At 71.6% G+C, this 18,589-nt stretch carries 16 protein-coding genes; 1 reads left to right on the top strand and 15 read right to left on the bottom strand.

What is annotated here, in order from left to right; translation table 11 throughout:
- Genes ACIPY5_RS08110 through ACIPY5_RS08150 form a run of 9 tightly spaced genes read right to left on the bottom strand, consistent with a single transcriptional unit; the run spans position 1 to position 10,602 of the window.
- Complete coding sequence (locus ACIPY5_RS08110; protein ID WP_400968999.1) at positions 1-801, bottom strand: SDR family NAD(P)-dependent oxidoreductase; 801 nt, start codon at positions 799-801, stop codon at positions 1-3.
- Entirely contained in the window at positions 798-1,880 is a 1,083-nt protein-coding gene (locus ACIPY5_RS08115; RefSeq protein ID WP_400969002.1) for an enolase C-terminal domain-like protein, read from the bottom strand. The genes ACIPY5_RS08110 and ACIPY5_RS08115 overlap by 4 nt, the downstream gene beginning before the upstream one ends.
- Positions 1,877-2,638 carry an SDR family NAD(P)-dependent oxidoreductase gene (locus ACIPY5_RS08120; RefSeq protein ID WP_400969005.1) on the bottom strand — a complete coding sequence of 254 codons (762 nt, stop codon included), beginning with the start codon at positions 2,636-2,638 and terminating at the stop codon, positions 1,877-1,879. Before ACIPY5_RS08120 ends, ACIPY5_RS08115 begins: the two co-directional genes overlap by 4 nt.
- Before the next feature lie 44 nt (positions 2,639-2,682).
- On the bottom strand, positions 2,683-4,080 hold the full coding sequence (locus ACIPY5_RS08125; protein ID WP_400969008.1) for a hypothetical protein: 1,398 nt from the start codon (positions 4,078-4,080) through the stop codon (positions 2,683-2,685).
- Between the two features lie 49 nt (positions 4,081-4,129).
- Complete coding sequence (locus tag ACIPY5_RS08130) at positions 4,130-5,467, bottom strand: MFS transporter (protein ID WP_400969011.1); 1,338 nt, start codon at positions 5,465-5,467, stop codon at positions 4,130-4,132.
- A gap of 52 nt (positions 5,468-5,519) precedes the next feature.
- Positions 5,520-7,265: a dipeptide ABC transporter ATP-binding protein gene (locus tag ACIPY5_RS08135; RefSeq protein WP_400969014.1), complete on the bottom strand. Its 1,746-nt coding sequence runs from the start codon at positions 7,263-7,265 to the stop codon at positions 5,520-5,522.
- Positions 7,262-8,113, bottom strand: coding sequence for an ABC transporter permease (locus ACIPY5_RS08140; protein ID WP_400969017.1), 852 nt, complete (start codon positions 8,111-8,113; stop codon positions 7,262-7,264). Before ACIPY5_RS08140 ends, ACIPY5_RS08135 begins: the two co-directional genes overlap by 4 nt.
- Positions 8,106-9,068: an ABC transporter permease gene (locus tag ACIPY5_RS08145; RefSeq protein WP_400969020.1), complete on the bottom strand. Its 963-nt coding sequence runs from the start codon at positions 9,066-9,068 to the stop codon at positions 8,106-8,108. Before ACIPY5_RS08145 ends, ACIPY5_RS08140 begins: the two co-directional genes overlap by 8 nt.
- A gap of 1 nt (position 9,069) precedes the next feature.
- On the bottom strand, positions 9,070-10,602 hold the full coding sequence (locus tag ACIPY5_RS08150; protein ID WP_400969023.1) for an ABC transporter substrate-binding protein: 1,533 nt from the start codon (positions 10,600-10,602) through the stop codon (positions 9,070-9,072).
- 144 nt (positions 10,603-10,746) lie between these two features.
- Between ACIPY5_RS08150 and ACIPY5_RS08155 the strand changes: the two genes are divergently transcribed.
- A complete protein-coding gene (locus ACIPY5_RS08155) occupies positions 10,747-11,427 on the top strand; it encodes a GntR family transcriptional regulator (RefSeq protein ID WP_309357470.1) in 681 nt (226 codons plus the stop codon).
- A 10-nt stretch (positions 11,428-11,437) separates the two neighbouring features.
- On the opposite strand, the gene ACIPY5_RS08160 is transcribed toward ACIPY5_RS08155, so the two are convergent.
- Genes ACIPY5_RS08160 through ACIPY5_RS08185 form a run of 6 tightly spaced genes read right to left on the bottom strand, consistent with a single transcriptional unit; the run spans position 11,438 to position 18,567 of the window.
- Positions 11,438-12,361, bottom strand: a complete 924-nt coding sequence (locus ACIPY5_RS08160; RefSeq protein WP_400969027.1) for a GNAT family N-acetyltransferase — start codon at positions 12,359-12,361, stop codon at positions 11,438-11,440.
- Entirely contained in the window at positions 12,358-14,490 is a 2,133-nt protein-coding gene (locus ACIPY5_RS08165) for a peptidase C14 (protein WP_400969030.1), read from the bottom strand. The genes ACIPY5_RS08160 and ACIPY5_RS08165 overlap by 4 nt, the downstream gene beginning before the upstream one ends.
- Positions 14,487-15,467, bottom strand: coding sequence for a hypothetical protein (locus ACIPY5_RS08170; protein WP_400969033.1), 981 nt, complete (start codon positions 15,465-15,467; stop codon positions 14,487-14,489). Before ACIPY5_RS08170 ends, ACIPY5_RS08165 begins: the two co-directional genes overlap by 4 nt.
- A 3-nt stretch (positions 15,468-15,470) precedes the next feature.
- A complete protein-coding gene (locus tag ACIPY5_RS08175; protein ID WP_400969036.1) occupies positions 15,471-16,472 on the bottom strand; it encodes a hydroxyacid dehydrogenase in 1,002 nt (333 codons plus the stop codon).
- On the bottom strand, positions 16,469-17,533 hold the full coding sequence (locus ACIPY5_RS08180) for a dihydrodipicolinate synthase family protein (RefSeq protein WP_309357476.1): 1,065 nt from the start codon (positions 17,531-17,533) through the stop codon (positions 16,469-16,471). The genes ACIPY5_RS08175 and ACIPY5_RS08180 overlap by 4 nt, the downstream gene beginning before the upstream one ends.
- Entirely contained in the window at positions 17,533-18,567 is a 1,035-nt protein-coding gene (locus ACIPY5_RS08185) for an NAD-dependent epimerase/dehydratase family protein (RefSeq protein WP_400969040.1), read from the bottom strand. The genes ACIPY5_RS08180 and ACIPY5_RS08185 overlap by 1 nt, the downstream gene beginning before the upstream one ends.
- Positions 18,568-18,589 lie beyond the last annotated feature (22 nt).

Below are 18,589 nucleotides of genomic sequence, written 5' to 3' on the forward strand. Positions count from 1 at the left end.
TCAGCGCCCCCTGCCGAAGCGGGCCCGCAGCGCGGGGTCGACGGAGACGTCGCCGAACGACGACGTCCATCCGCCGTCGACCGCGATCGACTGTCCGGTGAGGTACGGGACCTCATCGGACAGCAGGAACGCGGTCAGCGCCGCCACCTCCTCCGCGCGGGCGATCCGCGCCATCGGCGGGCCCTCGGCGAGCGCCCGCTCGGCCGCATCGGGGTCGGTGGACGCGGCGATCTGCGCCTCCAGATGCGGAGTGCGCACGCCGCCGGGGGCCACGGTGTTGGCCCGGATGCCCAGCCCGCCGTAGCTGACGGCGATGCTGCGGGTGAGCGCGTCGATCCCGCCCTTGGTGAACTCGTACGCGGCGTGATCGGGGTGGCTCGCCCGCCCGTGGATCGACCCGATGTTGACGATCGCGCCGGCGACCCCCTGATCGACGAACGCGGAGACCGCCGTGCTGCAGCCCCATACGTAGCCGAAGCCGTTGATCCCGAGGATCTCGCGCACGACGTCCTCGTCGAGCTCGTGCAGCCTGGTCCGCTTCGTGATCCCGGCGTTGTTGACCCAGCCGGCCAGCGGTGCACGCGCGAGCGCGGCCTCCGCGGCCCGTCGGTGCGCGTCTCGTTCGGCGGCGTCTCCGAGCACGACCTCGGTGCAGGCGCCGGCCTCGACGCTCCCGGATCCGGCGGAGCGCTCCAGGCCGATGACGATCCAGCCGTCCGCCGTGAGCCGCTCGGCGACGGCTCTGCCGATGCCCTTGCCGCTGCCCGTCACGACGACGCTGCGTGCAGTGCTGAGACTCATGGCGTGCTCCTGTCGAAGTCGAAGACCTGCGGATCGAGGCCGAAGCCCAGCCCCGGATCCCGGCTCGGGGCGATCCGCGCCGCGTAGTCCGGGCCGCCGAGGATGAAGGCCGGTGCGGGATCGTACGGGTTGCCGTCGCGCGCGAACGTCTCGACCCCGATGCCGAGATGCGCCGTGACCTCCGAGTAGACATGCCCCGAGACGGGCACGCCGCGCTCGCCGGCCCACGCGATGATCTCGAGCGCCGGGGTCACTCCGCCGATCGCGACCACGTCGAGGCGCAGCACGTCGACCGCGTCCTCCTCGACGAGCGCGCGCAGCACGGCGGGATCCGTGACCTCGTCTCCGGCCGAGAGCGGCAGACCCGACTCCCGGCGGATCCGCGCGCAGCCCGCGACGTCCTCCGGCAGCAGCGGATCCTCGAGCCACGCGAGCCGCGGGTCGCCCCACTGCGCGATCTCGGCGAGCGCCTCGTCGGCGTCCCGCCAGCCGAAGCCGACATCCACGACGAGGCCCGTGGCGTCCGGAAGCTCGCGGTTCAGGATCCCGATGAGCTCGCGCATGTAGGACGGATCGGGCAGCCGGGAGATCTTGACCTGGGCCCACCCGTCCGCCTGCGCGAGCACCTCGTCGGCGACGGCGCGCGGGGTGCGATCCGGCGTCGGATAGGCCGCGACGAGCATCGAGGCCCGCGGTGCGTCCCCGGTTCCGAGCAGCCGCCAGAGCGGCTGAGCGGCGCGGCGGGCCGCGATGTCCCAGAGCGCGATGTCGACGAGCCCGATCGCACGGCGCACGAGCCCGACCCTCCCGACGATCGCGCTGCCGCGCAGCATCCGCTCCCAGGTCGCGGCCGGATCGTCCGGATCGGCGCCGACGGCGTGGTCGGCCACGAGACGTCGCACGATCTCCGCCATCGGCGCCTCCCGCGACAGGCAATAGGCGACGCCCTGCGTGCCGTCCGACGCGACGGCGCGCACGGCGCTGTACTCCCGCCGGGTCACGGTCATGGCCCCCAGCCGCAGCGGCGCGGGCAGGGGCAGCACGGCCGTGGCCGTGTCGATGTGCGCGATCCTGGTCATTCGGGCTTCTTCGCGAGGGGGACGCCGTAGTCGACCATGAAGCCGCCGTCGACGTAGAGCGTCTGGCCGTTCATGTACGACGCCTGATCGGACACCAGGAAGCTCACGGCGGCACCGATCTCGCTCGCATCGGCGAGGCGCTTCGCGGGGATGCGGGAGAGGATCGTGTCGAGGCTGAGCGTGCCGGCCTCGACGCCCTGCCGGAACACGCCGGTGTCGACATAGCCCGGCGCCACGGCGTTGACGCGCACGCCGCGCGCGGCCCACTCGGCTCCCGCGGTGGCGGTGAGTCCGATCACGGCCGCCTTGGTCGTCGCGTAGGGCGCACGCCCGGCCGAGCCGCGGGAGGAGACGGACGAGATGTTGACGATCCGTCCCTCTCCGCGCGCGAGCATCCGGCGGCCGGCCGCCTGCAGGCAGGCGAAGACGCCGTGCAGGTTCACGTCGACGACGGCGGTCCACTCGTCCCAGGCGAGGTCCTCGATGCCGCGATGGCGCTGGATCCCGGCGTTGTTGACGAGCACCGCGATCGGGCCGAGCTCGGCCTCGATCGCCGAGAAGACGCGATCGACCGCCTCGTGGTCCGTGACGTCGAGCTCGCGCCAGAGTATCCCGGCGGGGTTGTCCCCCGCGGCGAGCGCGGGCACGCGATCGACGGCGACGACGAGGTGGCCGTCGGCCGCGAGGCGCTGTCCGATCTCCCAGCCGATGCCGGCTGCTCCTCCGGTCACCACGGCGACGGGTCTCTGAGCGTTCATGGTTCTCCTCATGTCGGGGGACTGCGACGTCGGGGCGGGCCGCATCAGCGGCCGAGCAGCTCGGCGACCACGCGGGACGCGTGCTCCTCGAGCAGGTCGAGGGCGCCGGGCGCGAGCGGCGTCTGCCAGGCCTGGTACGCGCCGCGGTCATAGGCCTCGCGCGTGGGCAGATAGACGAACCCCGGTCCGTTCGTGAGGTTCATCACGACGATCGGGACGCCCGGGAACCTCGCGCGCAGGGTGCGCTGGAGTCGCGAGTAGGCCTCACCCGGATGGCCGAGGAGCACCGCGTCGCCGACCCGCCACGCCCACACCGGGTGCCGGACGGTCGGGCCGTCGATGTAGCCCTCGCGGAGATTGCGCGCGCGTCCGAGCCGCTCCTCGCGCGAGCGGGGATCGATGTCCTTCCACTCCTCCGCGAGTTCGTCGAGGGTGGGCAGATCGCGCAGGGGCAGATCCACGCTCGTCGTCGTGCCGGAGGCGGAGCCGTCGGCCTCGGCGGGGCGTCCCGCCCAGATCGCGAGCGGAGCCCCCGACTCGACCACGCCGTCGAGGGTGACCTCGTCGCCGGGCGCGGGCAGCGCGTCGAGCGCGGCGAGCACCGCATGTCCGAGCGAACGTCCGTGCCGGTCGGCCACCGACACGTCGCCCGTGTACTGCTCGCGCGGCGCGAGCTCGCCGGAGGCGCCCTGCACGAACAGGCATGGCGCATCCGTGGCGCTCTCGACGATCTCACACATCGCACCCACGTAGTCGGGCGAGACCTCGCGGCTCTGCCAGGCGAGCGTCGTCGGGTGGCAGGCGTAGTTCACCAGGGTGGCGCGCACGCGGCCGCCCACGCTGATCCGCCCGATCACGACCGTGTCGTCGGCGTCGCCCGCGGGGTTGAAACCGACGAGGGCGCGCCCGTCCAGGACCAGTTCACGATCCGCGGCCAGCGCGCATCGTCCCTGCGCCCACTCGATCAGCCCCGGCTCCGCGCCGTCCAGCGCCTCCCGGCCGGCGGCGATGCCCGCGGCGGCGAGCGCCTCGAGGTATCCGGGGATGAGCTCGCCCCCCGGCAGGTGTGCATCGGCCGCGCACAGCACTGCGCCGGCGTGCGTGTGCGAGAGGGACAGCATGAGCTGATCCGGTTCGAGTCCCAGACCGTCGAGGATCGCTCCGCGCACGCCCTGCTCGTCGGCGACGCGGCGCCACCATGTGCCGTCCACGGCGAGCAGCAGGCGTGGACGACCGTCGTCGCCGATCAGCGCGAGAGCCGTGAGCGCGAACGGGCGATGCACGCCCTCGGAGCGCTCCCAGTCCGCCGGACCCCAGTTCTTCGCCCGGATTCCGACCGGAGGGGTGATGTCGCGCCGCGAGACGCCGACCGTGGTGCGGGTGCGCGGCACGCGGATGCGATCCCCGATCATGGTGCCCACGGGTGCGGCCTGCTGAGCCATTCTTCCGTCTCCTCCATTGCTATAGCAAAACCCTACCCTCGCGCGAGGGTCAGTCCCCCGCTCCGATCGGCACCGGCTTCGAGAACTCGGGCCGGCGGCTGAGCACGAACCCGATCGCCGCGCCCATCACGGTGAGGGCCGCGACCGGAAGCAGGCCCCACACCGCCGATCCCGTGCTCTCGGTGATCCATCCGATCGCGTACGGCCCGGCGAACCCCGCGAGGTTCCCGACGGAGTTGATGAAGGCGAGCCCTGCGGCTGCCGCCGTGCCCGTCAGCACCATCGGCGGCAGGCTCCAGAACAGCGGCGTCGTCGCGAACAGCGCCGACATGCCCACGCACAGGGCGGCGAGCGCGAGAACCGGCACATCCCTGGCCGCCACCGCCGCGAGCAGCGACAGCGCCGTGATCGACAGCGTGATGCCGACCTGCAACGGGATGTTGCCCTGCTTGCGGGCGGCCCGCTCCCACGGCAGCATCAGCAGCGCCGCGCAGATGTTCGGCACGGCGACGAGCCAGCCGATCGTGGCGGTGGAGAAGTCGCCCATGCCCTTCACGATCGTCGGCAGCCAGAGGCCCAGGCCGTAAGCCCCGAACACCACCCCGAAGAACAGCAGGATCAGCAGCCACAGCCGTCCGTTCCCGAAGACGGCGGCGAGCCGGACGCGTCCGTGCGCCCGCTCCGTGGCCGCGGTCTCCTCGGCGACCGTGTCGGAGATCCATCGCTGCTCCGCCGCGGTCAGCCAGCGGGCGTCCTGCGGGCGGTCCGGCAGCCAGAAGAACACGACGAAGGCGAGCAGCACGGCGGGGACGCCCTCGAGCAGGAAGACCAGCTGCCACCCCTCCATGCCGAGGAATCCGTGCAGGCCCATGATCCACCCGGACAGCGGTGCCGCGATCGCGTTCGCCAGCGGGTTCGACAGCGCGAACACCGCGAGCACCTGCGTGCGGTACTGCCGCGGGAACCAGAGCGTGAGGTAGAGCAGGACGCCGGGGAAGAATCCGGCTTCGGCGATGCCGAGCAGGAATCGCGCGATCGCGAACTGCGTCGCATCCTGCACGAAGGCGGTCAGCACCGCGACGATCCCCCAGGTGATCATGATCCGCGCGATCCACTTGCGCGCACCGAACCTCTCGAGCAGCAGATTGCTCGGCACCTCGAAGAGCAGGTACCCGATGAAGAAGATCCCTGCCGCGAGACCGAAGGCGGCCTCGGTCATCTGCAGCGCCTGGGTCATCTCGAGCTTGGCGAATCCGGCGTTGTTCCGGTCGATGTATGCGACGAGGTACAGCAGGCCGAGGAACGGACCGAGCCGCCAGATGGCCTTCTTCATCGCGCTCGCGCCGACGTCGGACGAGGTGCGGGCGAGGTGGGCGGGGGACGACATGATTCTCCTTCGACGGCGTTTCGGGATGTTCGGGGTGCGGGACGGCGTCCCGTCAGGGGGCGCCGACGGCGGCCTTCGGCGTGCCGGCAGATTCCCAGAGCGCGGCGGCCTCGGCCCTGCGCCGACGTTCGGCGACCGGATCCGCGATCGGGATCGCCGCCATGAGACCCCGCGTGTACTCGTGCTGCGGGTTCGCGAAGAGCTGGTCGCGCGCCGCCATCTCGACGATCCGACCCTGCTGCATGACCGCCACGGTCGAGGACATGTACCGGATCACGGCGAGATCGTGACTGATGAACAGATAGGTCAGGCCGAGCTGGGACTGCAGGTCACGCAGCAGGTTGAGCACCTGGGCCTGGATGGACACATCCAGGGCCGAGACGGACTCGTCCAGCACCAGGAACTCCGGCTCGAGCACGAGCGAACGCGCGATGGACACGCGCTGGCACTGCCCGCCCGACATCGACCGGGGCAGCCGCGACGCGAACTCCCCGTCGAGTCTGACCCGGTGCATCGCCTCCCGCACCTTCTCCGCCCGGGTCGCGCGGGTGCCGATGCCGTGGGCGCGCAACGGCGCCTCGATGATCTCGGCGACCGTCTGCCTCCGGTTGAGCGCGGAGAACGGGTCCTGGAAGACCATCTGCATCCGGCGCCGCAGCCGGCGCAGCGGCTCCGCCCGCAGCTCGTGCGGGCGGACGCCGTCGAAGACGACGGATCCACCGTCGATGCCGCCCAGGGCCAGCACGGCCTTGGAGACCGTGGACTTCCCCGATCCCGACTCCCCGACGAGGCCGAAGGTCTCGCCGCGTCGGATCTGGAACGAGACGTCGTCGACCGCGGTGACCCGCCGGCCCGATCCGAGGGCGAAGACCTTCCGCAGGTCGCGGACGTCGAGAAGGACATCGCCCGACTGTCGCGCCCTGTCCACGGCGCCGGCGCCTCCGCCCCCCTCCTCGGGAGCAGCGGGACGTTCGAGCACCTCCCCCGTCGTCCGGATCGGCCGGTGCACGTCCACGGTGAGGTCGACGACGGCGCCCAGCAGCGCACGGGTGTACGGATGCTGCGGCTCCGCGTAGAGCCGTTCGACCGGAGCCTCCTCGATGATCCGGCCCTGCCGCATGACGTGGATGCGCTCGCAGAAACCCGCCGCGACGCCGAGGTCGTGCGTGATCAGCACGACCGCCGTGCCATGCTCCTCGGCCAGCCGATCGAGGAGGTCGATGATGCGGGACTGGGTGGTGACATCGAGCGCGGTGGTCGGCTCATCGGCGATGAGCACCTTCGGGCGCGACGACATCGCCATCGCGATCATCACGCGCTGGCGCATGCCGCCGGAGAACTCGTGCGGATACTGGGAGAGGCGCTCCTCCGGGAACGGCACGCCGACTTCGGTGAGCAGTTCGACAGCACGCTCACGGGCGGCCTCCTTCGGCATGCGCTCATGCAGGCGGATGGCTTCGACCAGCTGATGGCCGATCGTGCGCACGGGGTTGAGCGAGCTCATCGGATCCTGGTAGACCATCGCGATCTCACCGCCGCGCACGCGCGTCATCTCGCGCTCGCTGAGGTCGAGGAGCTCGCGGCCCTCGAGCCGGATGCTGCCGCCGAGGCGGGCGCCCTCCGCGAGCCGCATGATCGACAGCGCGGTGAGCGACTTGCCGGATCCGGACTCGCCGACCAGGCCGATCCGCTCTCCCGGCCGCACGGCGAAGCCGATGCCCTTGACCGGCGTCGCCTCTCCATAGGCGACGGTCAGGTCGCGCACCTCGAGCACGGCGTCCTCCGCAACCGACGTCATCGGCGCATCCCCTTCCTGTCGCCGCCGAACTGGTCGGCGAGCACGTTGAGCAGCCAGATCGTCACGAAGATGAACAGTGCAGGGAACAGCACGTATCCGATGGACTGGTACATCTTCTGGTACCCCTGTTGCATGAGCGTGCCCCAGGTCGCCTGGGGCGGGGCGATGCCCAGTCCGACGAAGCTCATCGACGCCTCCAGCAGGATGGCGTTGGCGGCGTTGATCGCCGTCTGCACGATGATCGACCCGCGGGCATTGGGCAGCACCTCGGCGAAGAGCAGCCTGCGGCGCGTGGACCCGAAGGCCACCGCTGCGGTGAAGTAGTCCTCCTGCAGCTCGCTCAGCACCGCCGAGCGCACGAGGCGCGCCGTGGTCGGGGTGAGCAGCACGCCCACGATCACGGCGAGCTTGACGGGGTCGGCTCCGAACGCCGAGATGAACACCAGCGCGAAGAGGATCTGCGGGATCGCCATGACGGTGTCGGCGAGACGCATGAGCAGTTCGTCGACGACGCCGCGCCGGAAGGCCGCCGTCATCCCCCACGCGATGCCGAGCACCATCGCCACGAGCGTCGCGCCGCCGGCGATGAAGACCGTGAGCTGACCGCCGTACAGCACCCGGCTGAAGAGGTCGCGCCCCAGTTCGTCGGTGCCGAAGAGATGCGCGCCCGAAGGCGGGGCGAATCGCTGGGGCGACTGCGCCGCGGGATCGTAGGGCGAGAGCACCGGCGCGAGGACGCAGGCGAGCACGATCAGCGCGATGACGCCGACCGAGAGGACCGACGCGGGGGATGCCCGGCGCGCACGGGTGCGCGGCGGCGTCACGAGGGTCGACGTCGGATCAGCCATGGATCCTCCTGGTGCGAAGGCGCGGGTCGAGGACGCCGTAGAGCAGATCGACCACGAGCGTCGTGAGGATGAACAGCGCGGAGATCAGCAGCACGACCGACTGCAGCACCGCGTAGTCGCGCTTGAACACCGCGTCGATCGCGAGGGAGCCGAGTCCCGGGATGCCGAAGACGTACTCCACGATCACCACGCCGCCGAGCGTGTAGCCCACGATCAGCCCGAGCATGGTCAGGCCGGGGATGAGGGCGTTGCGCAGCGCATGACCGAGGACGACGCCCGACCCCGACTGCCCCTTGCCCTTCGCGGTGCGGATGTACGGAGCGTCCAGCACCTCGATCATGGATGCCCGCAGGAACCGCATCAGCAGCGGCGCCGCGGCGAACGCGAGGGTGAGCGACGGCAGGATCATGCGCACCAGGTTCGACGCCGGATCATCGGCGAACGGCGTGAATCCACGGGCAGGGAGGATTCTCAGCTGCACCGCGAACACGACGATCAGCACGATGCCGATGAGGAATTGCGGCAGCGCCATCCCCGCCGTGGAGATCGCGGTGAGGATCCGGTCCACCGCGCCGAGCGGCCGGAGCGAGGCGATGACCGCGGTCGGGACGGCGATGATGATCGCCAGCACGATGCCGATGAGGGTGAGCTCGACGGTCGCCGGGAACCGCTGCGCGATGAGCTCGGTGACGGAGAACTGGTTGAAGTAGGACTGCCCGAAGTCACCGGTGAAGATCCCTCCCATCCAGCGGAGGTACTGCTCGATGATCGGCGCGTCGAGGCCGGCCTCCTCGCGGAGGCGCTTGATCGTCTCGGCATCGACGCCGGGCGTGGAGCCGAGCCGGGTGATCACCGGATCCCCCGGGAGCAGCCGCAGGACCACGAAGACGAGGATCGAGGTGGCGATCAGCATCGCGATGCTGATCGCCACCCGTCGAAGGAGGGAGAGCGCCACGTCAGCCCTTCAGCCGCGCGCCCTCGAGGTGCAGCTGGCCGCCGCCCTCGACCCACACCCCCGACACCTTGGTGCTGGTCGCGGAGACGACCGTGGACTGCAGCGGGACGATGAGCGGCACCTCGCGGTTGATGATCTCCTCCGCCTTGCCCCACTTCTCCTTGCGCGCCTTCTCGTCGGGCTCGGCGATCGCCGCCGCGAAGGCCGCGGTGAACTCCGGATCCTGCCAGTTGCACTCGCAGCGGCCCGGCAGGTAGAAGTTCAGCGAATACGCGGGCTCGGGCGGGGTGGACTGGAAGTTCGGCACGATGTAGCCGGGGTAGCTCTTGCCCGCGGGGTAGAAGGAGTTCACCCAGGTCCCGATGTCGTTGTTGTCGATCTTCAGGGTGATCCCGATCTTCTTCAGACTCGCCTGCAGGATCTCGCCGCTCGTGTTCCACTCCGGATACTGCCCGGCGACGCCCCACCAGGTCAGCGTGCTGCCCTCGGTGACCCCCGCCTCGGCGAACAGCTTCTTCGCCTTGTCGAGGTCGTAGGAGTAGTCGGTCAGATCGCCCGCGAACCACGGGTTCTTCGCGCCGAGGGCGTTGTTGGTCGGCGAGACCTGCCCCTGACCGGAATAGGCGGCGTCGAGGATCGCCTTCCGGTCGGTGGCATAGGCGAGCGCCTGGCGCGCGCGGACGTCGTTGAACGGCGCGGAGGTCGTGTCGACCTCCCAGGACGGCCACTGGCTGGGGCTGTCCGGACGCACCAGGGAGATGTCTCCGCCCTCGAGGCCCGCGACGTCGCCCTGCGGCACCGACCACAGCACGTCGATGTCGCCCGATCGCAGACCCGTCACCGCGGCGGTCGACTCGGCCGCCTTGACGACCTTGATCTCGCTCAGGCCCGGGGCCTTGCCGAAGAACTTCTTGTTGGGAACCAGCGTGACCGAGTCGTCGGGGGTGAACTTCTGCACGACATAGGGGCCCGTGCCGATCGGCTGCTTGTCGATCGAGCCCAGCGCGTCGACGTCGATCATCTTGACCCACACGATGCCGGCCGGGAAGGTGGCGATCGGCTCGGAGAGCGTGATCACGACCGTCTTGTCATCCGGTGCGGAGACATCGGTGACCATCGAGATCTTGTTCTTCTCCTGGGTCGCCGTCTTGTCGTCGAGGTAGTACCGGAAGGCCGCCACGGCGGATGCCGCGGTGAAGGGATCGCCGTTCGAGAACGTGACGCCCTGCTTCAGCGTGAAGGTCCAGGTCTTCTGATCGGCCGACGCATCCCAGCGTTCCGCGAGGTCGCCGACGACCTTTCCGGACGCATCCGTCTTGGTCAGCCCGTTCCAGAGCAGGGGGAACAGCACCTCCTCCCAGGCGAAGGTGCGAATCGCAGGGTTGAGCTGAGGGATGCCCTGCGCAGCCGCGACCGTCAGGGTCCCGCTCTGTTGAGCGCTTCCGCCGGGCTTCGCCGCGGAACCGCAGCCGCTGATGATCAGTGCGGCCGCGACGAGCGCCGCTCCGCTCAGCCAAGCACGTCGTCGTGACATGGTGCCTCCTCCATCGGGTGCATCGGGTAGGTCATTCGCTATAGCATCTAGCAAAATCAGGATTTCGTCCAGCCCTTTCCTCTCGATCGGATGCCATAGCATCGGAGGACGGTGCGCGGAAGCCGCGACCCGCGAGAGGGAGCCATGCGCACGGTGACGGACCAGAACATCGCCGAACAGGTGGCAGACGAGCTGCGCGCCGCGATCCACTCGGGCGAGCTGATGCCCGGTGAGCGCCTCGTCGAACGGCGTCTCGCGGCGTCGCTCGGCGTCAGTCACATCCCGGTCAGGGAGGCGCTCACCCGCCTCGCCGAGGAGCGGCTGGTCGTCCGCGAGCCGCGGCGCGGAGCCCGCGTCGCCGAGCTCACGGCCCGGGATCTCGAGGAGATCTCGAGTCTGCGCATCGTGCTCGAGCAGTTCATGGCGATCCGCGTGCAGCAGCGCTGGAACGAGGCGTCCGCACTCCGGCTGCAGGGGATCCTGGCGGCGATGGACGCGGCCCCGATCGGCGACATGGCCGAGGTGCTGCGGCAGGACCGCGCCTTCCACGAGGCCCTCGCCGAGCTGTCGGAGCACCGGTTCGTGACCGAGCTGAACGCCCAGTTGCGCGGACGCATCGCCGGGTTCATCCATGCCGCCAATGCGGCGCTCCCCCCGGCCGAGCAGGCCGAGCACGTCCGCAGCCACCGGCTCATCTACGAGGCGATCGCCGGAGGCGACCCCGAGGCCGTGCGGGACGTCATCGCCGCACACGTCACCCAGGCGGTCGACCGGATCGCCCCGCTCACGGGCGGCCGTCCGGAGGCGGGCACCGCGGCGGAGTGACGCGCAGCCCTCAGAAGTAGTCGGCCGCCCCGAAATGCCGCACACCGGTGAGGCGAGGCGCCCGTCCGACCGCTCGGGTCATCCCGGTCGTGTCGGGCACGGGTGCCGCCCCGGGCGCGAACTCCTGCATGATCGCGAGGTCCGCGAGGCGCGCCGGCACGGCGATCTCGCACCGGTCGACGCCGGCGGCCCGCCAGTCCTCGGCGACCGCGTCCAGCAGCGCCGTGCGGATCCGATCCGGAGCGGCGGAGGGCACGGCGAACTCCACGAGCTCGCCGCGGCCTCCGCGCACCTCCGCGACGGCGTAGCCGAGCACGGATCCCTCCCGCTCCACGGTGAAGGTACGCAGGCCCGCGAGCCGCACCTCTGCCATGATCCAGTCGATCTCGGAACGCACCGGGGCGAGGGCGACGCCCTCGCGGGAGTCCTCGTAGACGCGCCGCCAGAGCGTGCTCGCGCCCGGACGGACCGTGCCGCGGCGCACGTCCGCACCGCCGGTCGCGCCCTGCGCCTGCCACGGGCCCGCAAGGACCCGCGCCATCGCGAAGGTCTCGAATCCCCTGGAGCGGTAGACGCCGGGGGTCCCGGTGAACAGCAGCGCCCAGTCCGCGCCGGAACGCCGCGCGGCCGAGAGCGTCGCGGACACCAGGCGCCGGGCGACGCCGTGCCCGCGCGCCCGGTCGGCGACGGCGACGCTGCCGATGGCGTGCACCTGCGCGAGGCCGCCCGCCTCCTCGCGCAGGTGCTTGATCCGTCCATGAATCGAGCCGACCAGACCCGACGCGTCCTCCGCGACGATCGTGTGCGCGAACCGCTCGGGATCCGCCTCCCACTGATCGGGCGCGAGCGGGGGCGTGAACGCGTGCGCCCAGAGCGCGGCGAGCGCCGCGGCATCCCCGGGCGCAGCGGTGCGGATGGTCGGCCCGGCGGTCATACGACGACGTTCCCGGAGAGCACCACGTTCGCGGCCTCCTGCGGCATCGTGCGCTTCACACCGCTCTCGACGTTGCCCGAGTGCAGCAGCGTGCTCTTGTCCCCGAAGCCGTCGGCCGGGAGCTCGAGCGCACCGCCGACGAACCGGCAGCCCGTCGCCCGGTAGTGATTGACACCGGATCCGAGCGACACGTGCGTGCCGTCGCCGGTGAAGGTGCTGTCGCCGAGGAGGACCGTGAGATCGCCGGCGCCGCTGCGCGAGAGTCCCGCCCCCTTCGTCGTCGACAGCACGGTTCCGCCGAGGACCTCGACGGCCTGCGGATCCTTGCCCGCCGCGTCGATCCGCACGTCGTCGAGATCGGTCCCGTCGATGCGGAGCCGTGCGGAGAGCGTGCCGAAGGCGGCGTCGCGGTCTCCCCCGACGAGCCGTCCGCCGCGGAACGTCACCGCGCCGGCGCCGCCGATCCGCATCCCGTTCACGCCGGAGAGGACGGTGTCGACGAACGTGACCGGAACCGTGACGGAGGCGTTCGTGAGGTCCCCCGCCGCGGCGAACGCGAAGTCCGACGCCTCGATCACGGTCGGACGCTTCGACGCGCTCGAGGACTGCGTGATGACGAGGGTGTCGGTCGCGGAGCAGCCGCGCAGCTGGGCGCCGTCCGCGTTGATCCAGAGCATCCCGGATCCGTCCAGCCCCTTCTTGCCGATCACGCGGACGTCCTCGAGGGTGAGGTCGGTGACCTTGACCCGCGCCACGAACCACGAGCAGACGTGCTTGCGGACGGTGATGCGCTTGGCGGCGGATCCCCAGGCCGCGCCCGAGTTCGCGAAGGTCATCAGACCCGAGTTGCCCACATAGGTCAGGTCGTGCTCGTACTGGCCGTGCGTCACGAACGGCCCCTGGTCGTCGCCGTCGCCGTGACAGTTCTCGACCAGGCAGTACGCGCTCGCGGTGAAGTCGTTCAGGTGCCGCGCGTTCGAGGTGTGGCTGTTCGCGACGTATCCGTAGAGGCAGTAGATCTGCTGGGTCAGATAGCCCGCGCCGCCCCAGGTGACCGACGTGGGGTTCTTCAGGGAGCAGCTCTCCGTCGTGTACGACGTGTTCCAGCGGCGCATGATGAGCGGCCAGAACGTCGCGGTGCCGTCGATGTGGTCGACGTCGCAGCGCACCGCGTACTCGAAGGCCAGCGGATGGGATCCGGTGAACTCGTCCGTGCCCTTCCCGAGGAACCGGAGGCGCGAGACGACCACGTCCTGCACCGGCTTGATGTGCCGCCACGTGATCGAGCGGTCGGATCCGAGCGGCCAGCCGATCTGGTAGTTGATGCGCACATGGGATCCGTCCACGATCTGCGTCACCTGGACGAGCTTCTGCAGCTCGCGCTCCCAGCGGCCGGAGCGCGCGTTCACCTCGGCCGCGTACCACTCGCCGACGGCGAAGAACGAGGAGTCGCCCACCGGCAGCACGTCGGCGAGGTCGGGGACGTCCTCGCCGAGCGCGGCCGTGTGCTCCTCCCCCGTGACCTCGCCGCAGAAGTACATGACCGCCGCGAATGGATCGTCCTTGCCGGCGTTCTCGATCCCCTCCGTCGTCATCAGATGGTCGCCGAAGTCGAAGGCGATGCCGGAGCGGCCGAACTTGTGCCTGCGCACGAAGTTGAGATCGGTGTGCGCCTCGATGCGCACCACCGCGGCGTCGCCGACCAGGGCGTCGAGCGCGTCGTCGGCCGGCGTCTCGGGGCCGAAGATCCCGAAGGCCCGGAAATCGACCGTGCCGGCGTGGACGCGCGCCCACACGGCACCGCCCTTGCCCGGCACGACCGTGCCGCCGTTCGCCGCCGGCGGATCCGCGGTGATGCAGCGGAAGAGACCGCCGCCGCCATCGCCCGGGCGGGCGTAGCCGGCCACGGCGACGATGTCATCGGCCTTGGCGTTCAACGATGCGAGCGCCGCGACGGTCGCGGCCGACGCCGCATCCCGTGCCGTCGGCACCGTCACGGCGTTCGCCGGGGCGGCGGCTGCGACGGCGGTCAGGCCGCCCAGCGCGGCGGCCCCGAATCCTGCGAGCACGAGACGGCGGGACCGTCCCTCGGCCCTCTGCGCGCTGTCCTGCGGAATCGTGTCGGTCATGTCGTCTCACTTCCGGCGTCATCGCCATCGGTGCGGGCGTGCCCGCGTGGAAGGCGCGGTTCTGCGCCCGTCTCTCTCCCCAGGAATCCTTCGTCTCGGCGGGCGGCCTCGGCGGCGGCGATCGCGTTGCGGTACACGGCGGAGGTGCGCGACGGATCGACCGGCACGACACCGCGGGCCAGGGCGCACACGGCGTCGGCCGTGGCTCCGTAGCCGAGACCGTCCGCGTCATCCGGCAGGACCAGCTCCCGCGTGCCCCGGTCCGTCCAGACCCGCACGGCGTAGCGGTCGGCGCCGCCGACGCCCGCGATCGTCACCGACACGGGGACCCCGTCGACCACGGCGTGCACGGAACCCAGCACCTCGGAGGCGGTCCGCGAATCCCCCGTCGTGCGCACGGCGGAGCGGATCTCCGCCCGCCCGCCGGGGAGGACGACGTCGAGCATCTCCCAGGCGTGCACGCCGATGTTGACGAGCGTCCCGCCCGCCCCGGACGGCTCGTCCTGCCAGCGCCGGTCGGCGGAGAGGAAGCCCGCGATGTCATGCTGCGCGTGCACCTCGACGGCATGCACGCGCTCGCCACGGAGGGTCGTCGCGAACGTCCCGAGACCCGGCGCGAAGCGCAGCACCGAGGAGGTGAACCGCGCTCCGGCCGGCAGCGCGTCCCAGCGCGCGAGTCCGGCGGCGTCGGCGGCGATCGTCTTGTTCGCGAAGACCGGGATCCCCGCCGCGGCGCACGCCCCGGCGACCTCGGCGGCGCGCGCCGTGCGCGGCGTCGCCACCACGACGTCGGGGTTCAGCGCGAGCAGATCCGCGAGTCCGGGGAGCTCCGGTGCTCCGAACCGGGCGGAGAAGTCCCTGCGGCGCTCCGGATCGTCCCGGTCCCAGACGCCCGTGATCTCGGCGCCACGGGCGACGAGCCCCGCGGCGTCGGAGAACGGGTGCGAATGCGCGACCCCGGCGAACGCGACCCGCATGGGTCAGGCCATCAGGGCGAGCTGGTCGCGCGTGACGCCGTGCTGCAGCGGCCGCCCTGCCGCGAACGCCTCGACCTCGTCGGCGACGATCCTGCCCTGCTCCAGCCGGCCTTCGACCGTTCCCGCCGCCCGATGCGGGGTCAGCAGGGCGTTCGGAAGGGTGCGCAGCATGTCGGCCGCCGGAAGCGGCTCCTCGTCGAAGACGTCCAGCGCCGCGGAGATCCTGCCCGTGCGGAGCTCGGCCTCGAGGGCGGCTCCGTCGACCAGCCACGAGCGTGCGGTGTTGACCAGGCCGGCCCCGTCCGGCATGAGTGCGAGCTCGCGGGCGCCGATCATCCGGTGCGTCTCGGGAAGGGTCGGCGCGTGCAGAGCGACGATCCTGGCGCGGCGGAGCGCGTCGTCGAGCTCGGCCTTCTCCGCCCCCAGCGCCTCCGCGTCGGCGGCGCCGACCGTCGGGTCGACGAGCAGCGGGCAGGCGCCGAGCGCGCGGATCAGCGTGAGGTAGGCGCGTCCCGTGCGGGAGGCCCCGATCACGGCGATCGGCGCCCCCAGGATCTGATGCTGCGCGCCCACGGCCGGGTCGTACCAGCCGCTCCGCTCGCGGAGTGCGAGCGACATCTCCGGGATCCGGTGCAGGAGGGCGAGCGTGAAGGCCAGCGAGACCTCCGCCACGGGACGGGCCATCGCCTCGCCGGCCTGCGTGATCCTGACCCCGCGGGCGAACAGCTCATCGGTGACGAAGGGCTTGACCGTGGCGCCGGTGTGCGCCACCAGCCCGAGCCGCGGCATCCGGTCCAGCACGGCGGCGTCGAAGGGGGGCGCGCCCCAGCTGGTGACGACGATCCGCGTGCCGCTCGGATCGGGGACGTCGACGAGCCGGTCCACGCGGAGGTACTCGCCGCCGAGAGCCGCCGCCGTCGCCCGCAGCCGCGCCTCGTCCTCCACGGAGAAGAACTCCGCCATCAGGTCGGTGCCGACCACCGCCACGAGGATCGGGGAGGTCATCGCAGCCACTCCTCACGATGGGCCGCGATGAACGCGTCGTCGTTGAGCTCCGGGTAGTCCCGGCGCACGCGGGCGATCTCCTCGGCCTGGCCCGGCGAGAGCCCTTCCGCGGGGTCCAGGCACCAGATGCCCTCCAGCAGCCCCTGCTGGCGCAGCATCTCGTGCACGCCGGCGATGACGCCGTGGAAGTCGTTCCCCGGGTCGAACACCGCCTGGTTCACGTCGACGAGATCCGATGCCATCCGGCCGAGCGCGGCGTAGGCCGCGACGTCTCCGCCGGCCGCCTCCCGCGACAGGTCCAGCACCGAGACCGCCGCGCGCGTGCCGACCGCCCACTGGCCGAGCAGCCCCCCGACGAATCGCAGCGTGCGCGGCCCGTCCGGCGAGGCGACGTGGAACTCCGAGAGCAGATCCGCGACGATCGCATCGTCGTTCCCGGTGTACAGCGCGATCTCGTCCGCCCGCCCTGAGGCGGCGACGCCCCGCACCAGTTCGAGGGTGCGGTAGCGGTCGAACGGGGCCGCCTTGACCGCCACGACCGAGGGGATGGATGCGAACTCGCGCCAGAACGCGCGGTCGAGCACGGGCCCGCCGATCGCCGTCTGCAGGTAGAAGCCGACCACGGGGAGCACCTCGCCGACCGCCCGCGCCCGCTCCAGCAGCGCGCGCTCGTCGGCGCCGGCGACCCGCGGGCTGACCAGCACGGCGTCGTAGCCGAGGGACCGGGCGAGCTCGGCCTCGGCGACCGCCTGCCCCGTACCGCCCGCGACCCCGGCGATCCGGACCACGTCGGGATCCCCGTGCGCGTCGAGCTCCTCGGCGGCGAGCGCGAGCACCGGCTCGAACAGCGCATGCTCGGGATCGCGGATCTCGAACTGGGTCGTGTGCACGCCGACCGCGACACCGCCGGCGCCTGCGGCGAGGTAGTAGCGGGTGAGCGCGCGCTGACGCCGCTCATCGAGCCGGCGGGTGGCGGTCAGCGCGAGCGGATGAGCGGGGATCACGGCGCCGCGTGCGAGCGTGCGGGCCGCCTCCTCACGCAGCGCGGGGACGGCCGCCATCAGAAGCGCCCGTCCCGGACGGCCCATTTGGTGGGCTTCGCCGACATCGGGTGCCCGGCCTCGATCCAGGCCGCCTGCAGCTCGATGAGCCTGTCGGCCGAGACCGACGGGTAGCCGAACAGCGCCATGCAGCGCCGGGAGTCGTTCAGCAGCGCGGTCGGCTGCGGATCGTCGACGAGGTGCACCTCGCGTCCGAGGAGCGCGCCGAACCGCTGAGCGACCGCGGCGACGCTGAGCGTCTCGGGGCCGGTGAGGTTCACCGTGAACACGTCGGAGGAGGCATGGCCGAGACTGCGCAGCACCACCTCGTTGGCGTAGCCCTGCCAGATCACGTTGACGTTCGCGGTCGCGACCGAGACCGGCTGCCCGGCGTGCACGGCGCTCCCGACGTCGGCGAGCACTCCGTAGCGGAGATCGATCGCGTAGTTCAGCCGGACGATGGAGATCCGCGTCCCGCGCTCCTGCGCGCCGAACTCGAACACGCGCTCGCGCCCGAGACAGGACTGCGCGTACTCCCCGATCGGCGCCGGTGCGACGTCTTCCGTGGCGCCGCCGGACGACGCAGGCAGGAACGGGTAGACGTTGCCGGTCGACATCACGGCGATCGCGCTGTCCCGGTAGCGCCGCGCCACCCGGTCGGGGAGCGCGGCGTTCACCTCCCATGCCCAGGACGGGCTGGTGGCGGCGCCGAACTTCGCCCCGACCATGAACACGACGTGGGGCGCGTCGGGGAGCCCGGCGAAGTCGTCGTTCTCGATGAGGTCGAAGGGCACGACCCGCACGCCGGCATCCTCGAGCCGGCGGCGGACCGCGGCGTCGCCGAAGCGCGAGACCGCGTGCACCTGATCCCCGGTGCGTCCGGCGGCGTCGAGTCCGCGCCGCGCGAGCACGGCGAGCGTCGGACCCATCTTGCCGCCGGCGCCGAGGATGACCAGATCGCCGGCCCCCTTCGCGAGATCGGCCACGAGGGCCGGGCTCGGGGTGGTGAGCGCGTCTTCCAGCTCGGTCTCGCCGGAGAATGCCTGAGGTGTCACGTGTGTGCGTCCTTTCCGAGGT

It is taken from the genome of Microbacterium sp. NPDC089698 (assembly GCF_044749045.1).
GTDB lineage: Bacteria > Actinomycetota > Actinomycetes > Actinomycetales > Microbacteriaceae > Microbacterium.